This is a genomic window from Parvibaculum lavamentivorans DS-1 (assembly GCF_000017565.1).
In the GTDB taxonomy this organism is placed as follows: domain Bacteria; phylum Pseudomonadota; class Alphaproteobacteria; order Parvibaculales; family Parvibaculaceae; genus Parvibaculum; species Parvibaculum lavamentivorans.
On the sequence record NC_009719.1, the window covers coordinates 870,808 to 884,589 of the forward strand.

10 protein-coding genes, 2 tRNA genes and 1 riboswitch are annotated in these 13,782 nt (G+C 63.0%); of the genes, 3 read left to right on the top strand and 9 right to left on the bottom strand.

Translation table 11 applies throughout. The features are described 5' to 3' along the window. Positions 1 to 50: 50 nt before the first annotated feature. The 5 genes from PLAV_RS04095 to PLAV_RS04115 form a co-directional block, all read right to left on the bottom strand. The gene (locus PLAV_RS04095; protein ID WP_012109679.1) at positions 51 to 1,286 is read right to left on the bottom strand and encodes a pyridoxal phosphate-dependent decarboxylase family protein; all 1,236 of its coding nucleotides are present in this window, start codon (positions 1,284 to 1,286) and stop codon (positions 51 to 53) included. 54 nt (positions 1,287 to 1,340) lie between these two features. Further along, positions 1,341 to 1,877: a YcnI family protein gene (locus PLAV_RS04100; protein WP_012109680.1), complete on the bottom strand. Its 537-nt coding sequence runs from the start codon at positions 1,875 to 1,877 to the stop codon at positions 1,341 to 1,343. 11 nt (positions 1,878 to 1,888) lie between these two features. Then, positions 1,889 to 4,033, bottom strand: a complete 2,145-nt coding sequence (locus PLAV_RS04105; protein ID WP_012109681.1) for a TonB-dependent receptor family protein — start codon at positions 4,031 to 4,033, stop codon at positions 1,889 to 1,891. An 83-nt stretch (positions 4,034 to 4,116) separates the two neighbouring features. Continuing rightward, positions 4,117 to 4,512 (bottom strand): DUF2946 family protein, encoded by a 396-nt coding sequence (locus PLAV_RS04110; RefSeq protein WP_012109682.1) that lies wholly within the window; start codon positions 4,510 to 4,512, stop codon positions 4,117 to 4,119. A gap of 70 nt (positions 4,513 to 4,582) precedes the next feature. Then, positions 4,583 to 5,392: an enoyl-CoA hydratase/isomerase family protein gene (locus PLAV_RS04115; RefSeq protein WP_012109683.1), complete on the bottom strand. Its 810-nt coding sequence runs from the start codon at positions 5,390 to 5,392 to the stop codon at positions 4,583 to 4,585. A 113-nt stretch (positions 5,393 to 5,505) separates the two neighbouring features. Between PLAV_RS04115 and PLAV_RS04120 the strand changes: the two genes are divergently transcribed. Then, complete coding sequence (locus tag PLAV_RS04120) at positions 5,506 to 6,351, top strand: enoyl-CoA hydratase (protein ID WP_012109684.1); 846 nt, start codon at positions 5,506 to 5,508, stop codon at positions 6,349 to 6,351. 62 nt (positions 6,352 to 6,413) lie between these two features. Here PLAV_RS04120 and PLAV_RS04125 read toward each other — a convergent pair whose 3' ends face one another. Together PLAV_RS04125 and PLAV_RS04130 are read right to left on the bottom strand one after the other, a co-directional pair. Further along, positions 6,414 to 8,393: a TonB-dependent receptor plug domain-containing protein gene (locus PLAV_RS04125; protein ID WP_012109685.1), complete on the bottom strand. Its 1,980-nt coding sequence runs from the start codon at positions 8,391 to 8,393 to the stop codon at positions 6,414 to 6,416. A 136-nt stretch (positions 8,394 to 8,529) separates the two neighbouring features. Beyond that, positions 8,530 to 8,768: riboswitch (cobalamin riboswitch) on the bottom strand. Positions 8,769 to 8,843: 75 nt separating this feature from the next. Next, a tRNA-Pro gene (locus tag PLAV_RS04130) sits at positions 8,844 to 8,920 on the bottom strand. 180 nt (positions 8,921 to 9,100) lie between these two features. Here PLAV_RS04130 and PLAV_RS04135 point away from each other — a divergent pair. Continuing rightward, positions 9,101 to 9,175, top strand: a tRNA-Gln gene (locus PLAV_RS04135). An 89-nt stretch (positions 9,176 to 9,264) separates the two neighbouring features. After that, on the top strand, positions 9,265 to 10,896 hold the full coding sequence (locus tag PLAV_RS04140; RefSeq protein WP_012109686.1) for a flavin-containing monooxygenase: 1,632 nt from the start codon (positions 9,265 to 9,267) through the stop codon (positions 10,894 to 10,896). Between the two features lie 2 nt (positions 10,897 to 10,898). On the opposite strand, the gene PLAV_RS04145 is transcribed toward PLAV_RS04140, so the two are convergent. Beyond that, entirely contained in the window at positions 10,899 to 12,014 is a 1,116-nt protein-coding gene (locus PLAV_RS04145) for an osmoprotectant NAGGN system M42 family peptidase (RefSeq protein WP_012109687.1), read from the bottom strand. Between the two features lie 23 nt (positions 12,015 to 12,037). Next, positions 12,038 to 13,756, bottom strand: a complete 1,719-nt coding sequence (gene ngg / locus PLAV_RS04150; RefSeq protein WP_012109688.1) for an N-acetylglutaminylglutamine synthetase — start codon at positions 13,754 to 13,756, stop codon at positions 12,038 to 12,040. Positions 13,757 to 13,782 lie beyond the last annotated feature (26 nt).

Below are 13,782 nucleotides of genomic sequence, written 5' to 3' on the forward strand. Positions count from 1 at the left end.
GCGTATGAGTTGGAAGCCCGCCGATTCCCCCCGGCGGGCTTCTTCATGTCTCAGCTGTAGCGCGCTTCCCGCTTCTTGCCTTCATTGCCGGCTTTCACTTCGCCAAGTGCCCATTCGAGATCGGCGAGGTAGGTGCCCGTCACCTGCGCGTGGAAAGGCGAGAGCATGAGATGGAGCCCCTTCGGCTCGGTCGTCAGGCTGGTGAACCAGCCGCGCTCGAAAAGCTTGCCCCAGACAGCGAAGGGGTCTTCCTCATCATGTGTGAAGGAGACGATGCCGAGCTGCGGACGGCCGAGCACGCGGAAGCCGAGCTTCGCGATGCCCGCCTCGATTGCCTCGCGCGCGTCCGTCACCTGTTTGTGCTTTGCGCGATAGCCTTCCTCGCCGAGGAAATTCATGACGGCCCACGCCGCCGCGATGGCGCCGCCTGGCCGCGTGCCGGCAAGCGTCGGCGTGACCATCCGCCCGCCCGGCCAGTCCGCGCAGTCGAAGATCATATGCGCGCGAAGTTCTTCCGAACGGAAGAGGACGGTGGAGGCACCCTTGGCGCAATAGCCGTATTTGTGCAGGTCCGCCGACATGGAGGAGACGGAGGGCACCTCGAAATCGAAAGGCGGAATGTCGCCGCCATTCATGCGGACGAAGGGCGCGATATAGCCGCCGACACAGGCATCGACATGGAGCCAGAGGTTTTTCTTCTCGGCGAGCTTGCCCAGCGCCTCGATGGGATCGATCAGGCCATAGGGAAAGCAGGGCGCGGAGCCGACCAGCATGATGGTGTTGGCATCGATCTTCTTTTCCATCGCACCGACATCGGCGAGAAGATCGGCGCAGGGCACGCGCCGCATTTCGATTTCCATCATCTTCGCCGCCTTGTCGAAGGCGGGATGCGCGGACCAGGGCGCGACGATGTTGCACTGGCCCGTGACGCCCTTTGTCTTGCGCGCGAAATCGCGGGCGGTCTTGATCGCCATGGTGATCGAATCCGTGCCGCCCGAGGTGATGTTGCCGACGGAGCCGTCCGGCCCGTGCAGGAGGCCGAGGCCCATCGAGACCACCTCGTCCTCCATCTGTTTCAGGCTCGGAAAGGCCATCGGCCCGAGGCCGTTTTCCGACATGAACATCGCATAGGCTTCCTTCTGGACCTGTGCGACCTCGGGACCGGCATTGAAGACATAGACGGCGGTCTTGCCGTCGCGCCATTTGACGTCGTGGGAGCCGCGGGCTTCCATTTCCGTCTTCAATTCGCTCCAGTCCTTGCCCTTTTTCGGCAGCGTCGTTCCCATGCCGGCTCTCCTGTCGTTGCTGGAGAGAGACTAGCAGATCGGCGCCGCGAGGCATCAATGATGATGCTCATGGCCCTCGCCATGGATCAGCATGAGGGCGGGAGCGGGCCTCTTGAGCGAGTGCGGATCGACGCCCGGCGCGGCGAATTCGTCCCAGGCGATCGAGCCTTTCTCGCAGGTCTGCTCGACCGGGAAGAAGAGCATCATGGCTTCGGGGTCGGAGGGGAGCTTCGCGAGGAAGGCGAATTCGTCGAACTGGTCGTCGGGCAGGGGCCCTCCCTGCCACGTGACCTTCACCACGCCTTCCGACACCGGCTTGCCATGCACTTCATAGGTTTGGGTGTAAGCGGCTTTTTCGGTCGCGACGGTCCAGCCGGGCTTCGGCTGCGCCTTCACGGAGATGACACCTTCGGGAATGCGCATCGAGACGGCGGTGGTCGCCGAGCCGTCGCAGCCATGCGGCACGCGGAAGGACGCCTTGTAGTAGCTCCCCGCCTGCGCGCTCTCCTCACCGAGCGTGACATGGGCCGAGGCGGGCGCGGCCGCCGCGAAAATCGCGGCGGCGCAGAGAGCAATGGAAAGATGTTTCATCGTTATTCTCCCTAGAAGGCGAGTTTGAGACCGGCAAAGAAGCTGCGGCCTTCGCCCGGATAGAAGACGTTGGTTGAGACCGCCGGGTCTGTCGCGTCGGTGATGGTGCTGTAGGTGGAAATGTAGTTCTCGTCGGTCAGATTGCGCGCATCGAGAAAGAGGCGAACGCCCTTGGCGATGTCGACGCCGCCTTCAAGCCCGAGCGTCGCATAGCCCGGCGCTTCGAGATTGTTTGCGTAATCGACATAGCCGCCATCCGGCACCCATTCGACTTTCGGCGCGATGTCCCAGCCGAGACCGTTCGGCGCCGGCGACTTGTAGCGCAGTGCGGCGACATAGACATGGGGCGGCATGCCGGCGAGCTTGTTGTCGCCATAGACCGCATCGCCATCGAAGCTGAAGTCGCTGAACATATAGGCCTGTTCGAGCAGAAGGCGGCTCCCCTCCGGCAACAGTTTGTTCACGCCATAGGCGCCGATGTCGAGCGTGAGCGACGCTTCGATACCCTGATGGATCGTCTCGTCGGCATTGAGGGTCAAGGGCGGACTACCGGGGACCACGGTGAAGGAGATGAGTTCGCCTTTCACCTCGGCCCGGTAGAGCGCGACGTCCCATGCGGCGGTGGCTGACGTGCCGCGCGTGCCGATTTCCGCCGTCCAGGCGCGCTGCGGATCGAGCGGCACGAACTGGAAGACGGTTGCCTGCACGAGTTCCGAGAAGGTCGGCGGCTCGTAGCTGCGCGTGACATTGGTATAGGCCTGCGCGTTCTCCGCGAAGTCCCACAACACACCGGCGCGCGGGCTCACCGTGCTGTAGGAACTGCTGTCGCTCTGGGCGGGCACAAGATCGTTGGTGAACTTGCGCCGCGAATGGATGGCCTGCGCACCGCCGACAAGGGCGACGGTCGGCACGACATAGAACTGGTTTTCGAGATAGAGGCGGAGATTGGTGGATTCCTGCGTGCCGCTCGCCTGCAACGCGCCGCGCGACCCGGCATTGTTTGTGTATTGCTTCGCATCGACCTCGCCCCATGAAACATCGCCGCCGACCGTGACGATGTTGCGGTGCCCGGCAAGCGTGCCTTCGTCGCTGTAGCGCGTGAAGGCGCCGGCGAGCGGCCCGCGCTGATCGAGCACGCGGAAGATGGGGTGGTACAGGCGCTTGTAGCCGACATAGCCGCCGAATTCGAGCGTGCCGCCATTGTCGAGGTCGAGCGCGGTCTTGTTGGCGAAGCGGAGCGAACGGACATTGCGTTGCTCATTGCGTGAGACGCTCAGCGGATTGGCCATTTCGGGGTCGTTCTCGGCCTGGGCCAGTGTCAGCGTGCCCGGGAGATCCTGATCGACGACGTTGGAGAGGAGATAGAAGCGGGTCTCGGCGCGCTCATTGAAGCGGTGGCCGATATTGCCGGAGAAACGGATGCTCTCCTCGCGCTCATGGTCGCGGAAACCTTCGACGAGATTGCCGGTCATGGCGGCGAAAACGTCGGTGGCGCCGTAGACGCGCGCCGCCTGCATATGGACGCGCGCGGTGCCGTGACTGCCGCCTTCGATGCGGAAGAGATTTTCGGCGGAGGCCGTGTGGCCGGACGGCATGACGAAGTTGATCGCGCCGCCGAGTGTGGACGAACCGAAGCGCAGGCCGTTGCCGCCCTTGTGGACCTCGATGTGCTGCGCGATCAGCGGATCGATTTCCTGGAAGTCCGCCGCGCCGTCGGCGAGGTTGAACGGAATACCGTCCTGCATGATTTCAAGGCCGCGCATATGGAAACTGCGGCTGAGGCCGGAGCCGCGAATGGAGAGGCGAACCTCCGCGCCGAACCGCTTGCGCGCATAGACGCCGGGCGTGAAGTCCATCACGTCTTCGATGTTATGGGCGTAGCTGTCTTCATAGCGCGTGGCAGGGACGAGGCTGACGGCACCGGGCATGCGCGACATCTCCCGCTGCGCCTCGATGACGCCGGGTACGGTGAGCGTGCCGGAAGGATGAACGGCGGGGTCGAGACCCGACAGAGGGTTTTCGTTAGCTTCATCGGCGGTGATGACGATCTGCGGGAGGGTGACGGCGCCGCTTTCCGCCGTTTGGGCGAAAGCGGGGGAAGCGAGAAACGGCGCCGCAAGCGCCGCCCCGCGAAGGAGCGAGAAGGTATTTTTCATGTTGCCCTGACTGCATGGCTCGCGCCTGCTGGCGGCGAGGCGCTGCAGGCGTCGTTATGACACTGGGAAGAAGTAGCGTGCCGTCAGGCGGGAGGGGCGCGGGGATGGGTCGTCGAGGCGAAGACGCCCGAGGCGACCGAATAGACGGCCGCGAGAGGCGCGGGAAGCGCCCAGGCCGGACCGGCGACCATGAGATGCGATGCGAGCGTGGCCGCGCAATGATGGACGCAGGATTTGCAGTCATGGCTCGCCTTGCCGGGCGAAGCGGGCTCGACGGGATTGCCTTCGGCGTCGATATAGACCGTCTTCGCCTCGCCACCCGAACAGATGACGGTTTCGAGCAAGTCCTGCGTGGCCGTGCTGGAAAGCTGGAAGGCGAGAGGCGCCGCGACGTGAAGGAAGATCGCCAGAAGGGCGAGCAAAGGCCCGGCGCCAAAGCGCGCCCGCCGGTTCAGCCCATATGACGAATTCGTCCCCATGACGACGATCCTAACCGGGCGGCGCGACGGAGGCTATGACCATTGCGCGCACATCTTGTCGCAGTTGGGGTCATTTACCTTTGAATTTGGGTTCCCGCTTGTCGAAGAAAGCCTTCACGCCCTCGCGGACATCGGCGCTGGGGTTCGTGACCATGACGGAGAGGGCGGCATCGCCCAGCGACTGTTCGAGCGACAGCGTCTGGCCCCGCATCATCATGGACTTGGCGAGGCGGACGGCGAGCGGCGCGCGGGCAGCAAGACCTCGCGCAAGCTCCATCACACGGGCCTCGAGCGCGGCGGCGGGAACGACCTCGGTGACAAGGCCGAGATCTTCCGCCTCGTCCGCACTGTAGACCTCGGCGAGCATGGTCATCTTGAGCGCGAGGTCGAGACCCATGAAGCGGGGAAAGAACCAGGCGCCGCCCTCATCCGGCAAGAGACCGAAACGGCCCGATGTATCGCCGAGCTTTGCCGTGTCGGCGGCAATCCGCATATCGCAGGAGAGAGCAAGCGTGAGCCCGCCCGCGACGGCGGGGCCGTTCACCATGGCGATGGTCGGCTTGTCGAGGCGCGAGAAGGCGAGGATGACGCGATGCATGCCGTCGCGCATTTCGCGGCCATGCGAAAGCTGCGTCTTCATCAGCGCCTCATGCTCCTCGTCCGCGCCGCTGATATCGCCACCGGCGCAGAAGCCGCGCCCGGCGCCTGTAAGGATGAGGCATCGGAGATCGTCGTCGCGGAGATAGATGTCGAGCGCCTCGACGAGTTCCGCGCAAAGCAGCGTCGAATAGGCGTTCATTTGAGCCGGGCGATTGAGCGTCACTTTCGCAATGTGAGGCTCGGGCGTCTCGAAAAGAATTTCGCGGAAATCGGCGGCCATTTCGGTTCTCCCCGCTGGTTTTGCTTCGACACTTCTCAAAGGGTGCAAGCTTCTGCTTATACTGACGCAAACGGCATCGACAAGAAAGCCACGTGGAAACGAGGGAGGAAATCATGAGCTATGAAGACCTGACATATGAAGTGAAGGACCGCGTCGCGACCCTGACGCTCAACCGGCCCGACAAACTGAACGCGTGGACGGGAGCGATGGAAAAGAGCGTGAAGAAAGCGATGGCGGCCGCCGTCGCCGACGATGATGTGCGCGTCATCGTCATCACGGGCGCGGGCCGCGGCTTCTGTGCGGGCGCGGACATGAACCTGCTGCAGTCGATCAAGGCGGAGACGTGGGAGGATCGCGAGCTGGCGACTGCGGCGCGCGAGGAGAAGTTCGACTTCAGCAGCGGTCTGGGGCCGGACGTATCGCCTCACTATGGCGGCCGCTTCGGTTATCTGATGCAGGTGAAGAAGCCGATCATCGCCGCGATCAACGGCCCGGCGGCAGGGCTCGGCCTCGTCTTTGCGCTTTACGCCGACATGCGCTTCGCAGGCTCCGAGGCGAAATTCACGACCGCCTTCGCCAATCGCGGCTTGATTGCGGAACATGGCATCTCATGGCTGCTGCCGCATCTCGTCGGCCCGGCCCATTCGCTCGACCTGCTGATGTCCGGCCGCAAGGTGATGGCCGACGAAGCGGCGCGCATGGGCCTCGTCAACAAGGTGTTTCCGCAGGAAACCTTCATGACGAATGTGATGGACTACGCGAAGGTGCTGTCCGAGACAGTATCGCCGCGCTCCATGGCGGTGATGAAGGCGCAGATATGGAAGGCGCTGTTCCAGAACTTCAACGATGCACTGGAAGTGGGCGACAGCGAAATGCAGAAGAGCTTCGGCAGCGCCGACTTCAAGGAAGGCGTGGCGCATTTCGTGGAGAAACGCGTGGCGAATTTCACGGGACGGTGAGGCAGGACAAAAAGGAAAAGGCGCGGGAGGTTCGCTCCCGCGCCTTTTGTTGTGGCCGTTCGTCAGAACGTGAAGACGACGCCTGCCAGTGCTTCGATACCGGCTGCTTCCAAACCGTTGACCGGTTCATAGCGTGTATCGAGCAGGTTGTTCACACGTGCCGTCAGCGTCACATTGTCGGTCAGCTTGTGCGAACCGGCGATGTTGACCACGGTATAAGGCCCCGGATCGAGGAAGAAACCGAAGGAGTCGCGCGGAATGTCGCGGTAGATATCCACCCATTGCACATTGGTCGAGAGGACCGTGCCCGCGACCGGCTCCCAACTGCCGGTGAAGCCGATCAGGTGGCGAGGCCGCCTGGTCATGGTGGTCACGAACGGATCGGCCTTGAAGATCGTCAGCGTGTAGTCGATACGCGCTGTGACTTCAGGCGAGGGCTTGAACTGGATGAAGGTCTCGATGCCCTTCGCATCGAACTTATCGACGTTGACCGCGCTCGAATTTCCTACAAGGTCGAACTCGATGGAAATCGCGTCTTCGACTTCGCTGTCGAACCAGGTGACGCCGGCCAGACCGCGGCCTTCCAGAAAGCCCTGCTCGACGCCGACTTCCCAGGCCTTGCTCTTTTCGGGCTTGAGGTCCGGATTTCCGGTGTACTGCGTGATGGTTCCGAAGAAGGCATTAATTTCCTGTCCGTAACGCTGATAGAGCGACGGCGTCTTGAAGCCTGTGCCGTAGGAGAAGGTCAGGCGCGTGTCGGTTTCAGGATGGTAATAGCCCGGAGCGATCGTGAAGGTGAAGCGGTCCTCCATGTCTTCCGGCATGTCGTAGCGCGTGGAGACGGTGGCAAAGAAACGCTCGCCGAAGGTCATGTGGTCGCTGGCATAAACCGCGAACGCGTCTGTGTCGGCGTCAGATACCGGCGTAACGATGAAGCCGCCGAGATCGCGGATACCGCTCGATGAATATTCGTCCCGCGTGTAGCTCGCGCCCGCCGTCAACAGATGCTGCGGATGAATGTCGAAGGCATTGTCGAAGCGGACCGTAACCGTCTTACCTTTGTAGTCGACGTCGCTCAGATAGATCGAGCCGCCGGGATCGGGCTGGTCGTCGAGAAACGATTTCTGGTTGGTAATGCCGGCGGAGAGTTTCGGCCGCCACTTATTGTCGAAGAAGCTGCCGGAAAGGTCGCCAGCCATGATGAGACGGTTCGAATCATAGGTGCTGTCGAAGTTCTGATAGACCTGAACGAAACCGGCGTCTGAACCGTCATCGTCAATGTCCGTCTCCGACTTCGTGTATTGAATGAAAGCCGAAGCGCTCAGGTTTTCATTGAGCTTCGCGCCGATGCGGCCGGAGACGGAGCCGACTTCATTGCCGTCCTTCTCCTCGCCACGCGCATCGCGCAGCCGGGTGGGTGTCGCATCCGAGCCGTTTGTCGCTTCACGCGAGAGGGAGAGGAAGTAATCGACACCGTCGAGACTTCCGCCCGTCGACGCATGTGTATTGAGCGTTCCGAGCGTGCCGCCTTCGACTCGCAGGCTGGTGACGGGTGCGCCGGCACCCGTCTTCGTGATGATGTTGATGACGCCGCCGATGGCCTGGCTGCCATAGAGCGCGCTTTGCGGACCGCGCACCACCTCAATGCGATCCACATTGTCGAGCGGTATGTTGGCGAGATTGGCGGCGCCGCCCGGAGAAGCCGAGTCGTTGATCGGCAGCCCGTTGATCATGACCAGCGTCTGGTTGGAATTGGCGCCGCGCGTGAAGACGGAGGTCTGCCCGCCGCGGGGGCCGGACGTCGCCACATGGAGGCCCGGAACCGACCGCAGCGCGTCGGTCAGGTCGCGATACTGGAAGGTTTCGATCTCTTCCGCCGTAACGATCGTGAAGGAGCTTGCAACTTCCCGGGTGGGAAGGGGTTCGACACCGGCCGAAATCAGAAGGTCCGGCAGTTCGGTCGTCTCTTCGGCATGTGCGGGCATCGCCGCGAACGCCAAAAGGGTAAGGGCAGCATAGGCCCCCCAGCCTGTCTTTTTCATAAACTAGGTCCTGTCTCTCTGGCGCGGCCGCCCCGGCCGCATGGCGCCGGTGCAGGGAGAGAGACAGAAAAACGGAAGACCCGAATGCGAGAGGCACACAGGGCGCACCGTCCCCCTGGCAGACCCCCGGCCACGGCAGATGACGAACTCGGTGGCAGGTCTCCTGGCTCACGGGTCATCGGCCTCGTTCCGTCTTCCCGGAATGCCCGCCCTCGAAAGGACTTGGGTATCCAGTGACACAGGTGGAACGCGACCTCGCCGCTTACAGTTGCGGGGGCAGCCAGGGCATTGGCGAAGATGCCTCACCCTGTTCCCTCTTGCCTCCATGCACCGCCATGACGGGCGGCACGTGGAACCATCGAGCGGGCGCATCATAGGGCGGGAAAGGGGCGTGTCAAACCGGCGGCAAGCGCGCGGCGACAGGGCCTTTTATGTCGGGGAAATTTCGAATGGTCGGAGTGAGAGGATTCGAACCTCCGACCCCCTCGTCCCGAACGAGGTGCGCTACCAGACTGCGCCACACTCCGTATCCAATTCGAGGCGGCGTTATAGCCCTCAAATCGGGGCCGGGCAAGGGCGAACACTGGCGCTTTTTGCCCTTTCCGCGCGCCTTCGGGGCGGGGCCGGGCCGGTTGCGCGGCGAGAACTATGCCGGTATCTTCCGCCGCATTTCGCGAGGCAGGCCACCCGAAGGCCCCGAGCCCTGCTGGGGCGTAGCCAAGTGGTAAGGCAGCGGATTTTGATTCCGCCATTCGGAGGTTCGAACCCTCCCGCCCCAGCCAATCCCTCCTTCTCTCCGGCACCCTCTTTCCTTGTGCCCGCCGGGCCCCGGGTTAAGATTACCCAACAAGAAAAACCGGGAGGATGCGTCATGGCTCGTGAAGCGAGTGCGTCCGCGCAGGCGGGCGGGGAGGAATTCGACGCGGTGGTGGTCGGCGCGGGGTTTGCCGGCATGTACATGCTGCACCGGCTGCGAGACCTGGGCCTCACCGCGCGCGTTTTCGAGGCGGGTGACGGCGTCGGCGGCACCTGGTACTGGAACCGCTATCCGGGCGCGCGCTGCGATGTCGAAAGCCTCGAATACCAATACGGCTTTTCCGATGAGATCCAGCGCGGCTGGACATGGACCGAGCGTTACGCGGCGCAACCCGAAATTCTGCGCTACCAGAATTATGTCGCCGACAAGCTGGACCTGCGCCGGGACATCCGTTTCGAAACGCGGGTGACCTCTGCGATATACGACGAACGCGCGGGCCTCTGGACCGCTGAAACGGATCGCGGCGACCGCGTCTCGGCGCGCTTCTGTATCATGGCGACAGGCTGTCTCTCGGCCGCGCGGGTGCCCGACTTTCCAGGGCTCGCCGAATATGAGGGTGCCTGGTACCACACAGGCGACTGGCCGCATGACGGCGTCGACTTCACGGGCAAGCGCGTCGGTGTCGTCGGAACGGGTTCATCGGGCATCCAGAGCATTCCGCTCATCGCCGAACAGGCATCGCACCTCACCGTTTTCCAGCGCACGGCGAACTTCACGCTGCCCGCCGGTAACCGCCCGCTGGCGAAGGAAGAGGTGGAAAAATCGAAGGAGACGCTGCTGCAGGACCGTGCCCATGCGCGCACGACCGCCGGCGGCATCATCTGCTTCGAATATAACGAGGCGCTGGCTGCCGACATGACGCCGGAAGACCGCTTCCGCGAACTCGACAGCCGCTGGCACAAAGGCGGCTTCGCCTTTCTCGGCGCCTATGCCGACCTGATGGCGACGCATGAGGCAAACGACATAGCGGCGGACTACGCACGCGCCGAAATGCGCAAGGTCATCAAGGACCCGAAGATCGTCGACATTCTCCTGCCGGACGATCACCCCGTGGGCGTGAAGCGGCTCTGCCTCGACACGCATTATCTGGAAACCTTCAATGAGCCGCATGTCGACATCGTTGATGTCCGCGCCGCGCCGATCGAGCGGATCACGCCGAAGGGGATCGTCAGCGGCGGCAAGGAATATGAACTCGACTGCATCGTCTTCGCGACCGGCTTCGACGCCATGACCGGCGCGCTCAACAGCATCGACATAGCGGGCCGGGGCGGCATCAGGCTGCGCGACAAATGGGCGGCGGGACCGCGCACCTATCTCGGCCTCGGATCGGCCGGCTTCCCGAACCTCTTCTTCATCACCGGCCCGGGAAGCCCCTCGGTGTTGAGCAACATGATCGTTTCAATCGAACAGCATGTGGAGTGGATCGGCGATTGCATCCGCAAGCTGACGGCGGGGAACATCCGGTCGATAGAGCCCCGGCCCGACGCCGAGGATCTCTGGGTGGAGCATGTCAACGAACTGGCAAACGAGACGCTCTATCCGCAGGCGAATTCCTGGTATATGGGCGCGAACATTCCAGGCAAGCCGCGCGTCTTCATGCCTTATACGGGTGGTGTCGGCGTCTATGGCGAGAAGCTCGCCGAAGTGGCCGCCGCCGATTACGAGGGTTTCGCGCTCGGCTCCTGACGCTAGTTCGGCTCGCCGGTCGGCAGGTCGTCGAGGGGGCCAAGCGCTTCCCTGTCGCGCCGGAAGAGCGGCTTCGACTGCATATAGAGCACGAGCAGGCGGGAGAGCGCTTCCAGCGAACTGAGATGCACCCGCTCATAGCCATGCGATGCATCAAGGCCGAAGCAGAGGAGGGCGGTGCGAATGTCGTTCCCTGCTTCAAGCGCCGCCGCCGCATCGCTGCGGTAGTAGCGAAACACATCGCGCGCGTGCTCGATGTCGTGCTGCTCGCAGAGCCCCAGCAGACTTCTCGTCAGATGCCAGTCGAAAGGCCCGGACGAATCCTGCATCGCGACGGTAACGCCGTACTCGCTTGTATACTGACCCGGCGCAACGGTGCCGTTGTCGATAGATACCATTTCCGCGACATCGCCATGCAGCACATGCGATGAGCCGACGCCCACTTCCTCGGAGATGGTGAACAGGAGATGACAGTCGATGGGCAGCGTCACCTCCGATTGCGTGACGGCCTTGGCGGCGGCAAGCATGGAAGCCACACCCGCCTTGTCGTCGAGATGCCGCGAGGTCACGAAGCCGGTGTCGGAGAACTCCGTCTCCGGGTCGATCGAGATCGTGTCGCCGACATGGATGCCGAGCGCACGGGTCTCGGCTTCGCTCCCCGTCCTTGCGTCGATACGCAGCTCCAGGTTGCTCCATGAAGCCGGCTGCGTGTCGATCTCCTCGTTGAACGTGTGGCCGGAAGCCTTGAGCGGCAGGATGCTGCCGCGATAGCGCGCGCCGCCATCTGCATAAATCGTGCAGCGCGCCCCTTCGGCAAAACGCGCGGACCACGTACCGATGGGAACGACCTCAAGGCGGCCATTCGCCCGGTAGCCCTTGACCATTGCGCCAAGCGTATCGAGATGCCCGATAATGGCGCGGTCGGGAGAATGAAGGCCGCCCTCCAGATCCGCGCGGATTGCGCCACGTCTCGTAAGCTCGAAGTTGATGCCGAATTTCTCCAGCTCTTCGCAGACGAGCCCGACGATCATGTCGGTCATGCCGGAGGGGCTCGGCGTTTCCAGCATGCGCTCCATTACGTCGCACATATAGTTGCTATCGATACTGAGGTTCTTCATTCTTCCTCGCGCTTGCGTCACGGTCAGGGCTTGTCGTATCGCGTCTCGGGGAACAGGAAGTCGACGAAGCGTTCTACAGTCGGCGCGGGCCCGTGATTGGCAAGTCCCGGCCGCTCATTCGCTTCGATCACGCGGTAAAAGGGTCTGTTCGGCGCCTCGACCATGAAGTCGAACCCGACGACAGGCATTGAAAGCGTACGCGCCGCGAGGATCGCCGCCTCGCCAAGCGCCGGATGAAGTTGCGGCGTGACATCATGGATGGTGCCGCCGGTATGAAGGTTCGCGGTCTTGCGCACGGCGAGCCGCATGCCCTCGGGCAATATATCGTCGCATGTGTAGCCGGCATCTGCGATGCAGCGTTCCGTTTCCGCGTCGACCGGTATCGAGCCTTCGCCGCCCGTTGCGGCGGCCCGACGGCGGCTCTGCTTCTCGATAAGCGTCGAGATGCTGTGGTGGCCGTCTCCGATTACTTCCGCAGGACGGCGCAAGGCTGCCGCGACGACGGCGCTGTCGATAACGATGATTCGCAAATCCTCGCCCTCGACGAATTCCTCCAGGATGACCTGATCGCATTGCTCGCGTGCGATTTCCACAGCACGCTCGACGGCTTCCATGCTTCGCAGGTCGACGAACACACCGCGCCCCTGCTCGCCGCGCGCGGGCTTGGCGACGATGCGCTTGTGCTTTTCCAGAAAGTCTTGATTGATCTCGCTGCTTCCCGCGAGAACCTGGTCGGGCACGTCGATGCCCGTGCGCTGCAAGAGGCGCCGCGTCAGCGCCTTGTCGTCGCAGCGGCTCATGGCGACGGCGGATGTGAGGTCGCTGAGCGACTCGCGGCAGGAAATGCTGCGCGACCCGAGTGTAAGGGTAAAGAGGCCCGCCTTCTCATCCTCGACATCCACAGCCACACCGCGACGCCGCGCTTCGTCGATGATGACCCGTGCATAGATGTTCAGTTCGTGCCCTGGCGGCGGGCCGATATAGAGAGATTGGTTGATCGCATTGCGCGTCTTGACGCAGAAGACCGGCACACGCTCGAAGCCGAGCTTTTCGTAAAGATGGATTGCGCTTCCATTGTCGTGCATCACCGACAAATCCATGAACCTGCAGCCCTGCCGGCGCAGCAGTTCCGCGAGTTCCGTCGTCAGTGCCGCGCCGACGCCGGGCCACGCGGCCTGAACGTCGACCGCCAGCGCCCAGAGGCTGGAGCCGGCTTCGGGATCCTCGAATGCGCGACGATGATCGACACCCATGACCACGCCGACAACATGTCCCGGCGTGGCGGTGTCTTCTGCCACCAGGACGAGATGCGGACTGTCCGGCGAAAGCTTGTCGAGAAAACCTTTCTCAATCGGCACCATGCCGCGCCCGCTGTAAACCCGATTGATGTCCGGAAGATCCTCCGGCCAAGCGCTCCGAATGGAAAAGCCGAGTGGTGGATCGCGATCCACTTCTTCTTCAAGAGCGAGGCGATAGGTGTGAGAGGGATCGAGGAAAAGAGCTTGCGGCTCCAGCGACAGCATCACATGCGGCTCGCGAACGTAAAAGGCGATGTCGCGCTTGCCCTCGCTCTCGGCCAGCAATGTCTCCGCCAATTCGCGCGGGCCGCTGAAGGTTTGCCCGAAGAGTAGCCGCCCCCAGCCGCAATCGAGCGCCACGCTCGCCCGCGTCAGTTCGCTGCCGGTGCCACCGGCATCCCACTGCCGCAGGGAGAGCGAAGCCGGATCGCGGCTGTTGGTCATCGGGGTCTTCCTTGTCTCGCCCATCG

What these genes read in the sequence shown, in the direction of transcription:
- PLAV_RS04095 (WP_012109679.1), bottom strand. Translation starts at nt 1,286, where the DNA reads ATGGGAACGACGCTGCCGAAAAAGGGCAAGGACTGGAGCGAATTGAAG.
- PLAV_RS04100 (WP_012109680.1), bottom strand. Translation starts at nt 1,877, where the DNA reads ATGAAACATCTTTCCATTGCTCTCTGCGCCGCCGCGATTTTCGCGGCG.
- PLAV_RS04105 (WP_012109681.1), bottom strand. Translation starts at nt 4,033, where the DNA reads ATGAAAAATACCTTCTCGCTCCTTCGCGGGGCGGCGCTTGCGGCGCCG.
- PLAV_RS04110 (WP_012109682.1), bottom strand. Translation starts at nt 4,512, where the DNA reads ATGGGGACGAATTCGTCATATGGGCTGAACCGGCGGGCGCGCTTTGGC.
- PLAV_RS04115 (WP_012109683.1), bottom strand. Translation starts at nt 5,392, where the DNA reads ATGGCCGCCGATTTCCGCGAAATTCTTTTCGAGACGCCCGAGCCTCAC.
- PLAV_RS04120 (WP_012109684.1), top strand. Translation starts at nt 5,506, where the DNA reads ATGAGCTATGAAGACCTGACATATGAAGTGAAGGACCGCGTCGCGACC.
- PLAV_RS04125 (WP_012109685.1), bottom strand. Translation starts at nt 8,393, where the DNA reads ATGAAAAAGACAGGCTGGGGGGCCTATGCTGCCCTTACCCTTTTGGCG.
- PLAV_RS04140 (WP_012109686.1), top strand. Translation starts at nt 9,265, where the DNA reads ATGGCTCGTGAAGCGAGTGCGTCCGCGCAGGCGGGCGGGGAGGAATTC.
- PLAV_RS04145 (WP_012109687.1), bottom strand. Translation starts at nt 12,014, where the DNA reads ATGAAGAACCTCAGTATCGATAGCAACTATATGTGCGACGTAATGGAG.
- ngg (WP_012109688.1), bottom strand. Translation starts at nt 13,756, where the DNA reads ATGACCAACAGCCGCGATCCGGCTTCGCTCTCCCTGCGGCAGTGGGAT.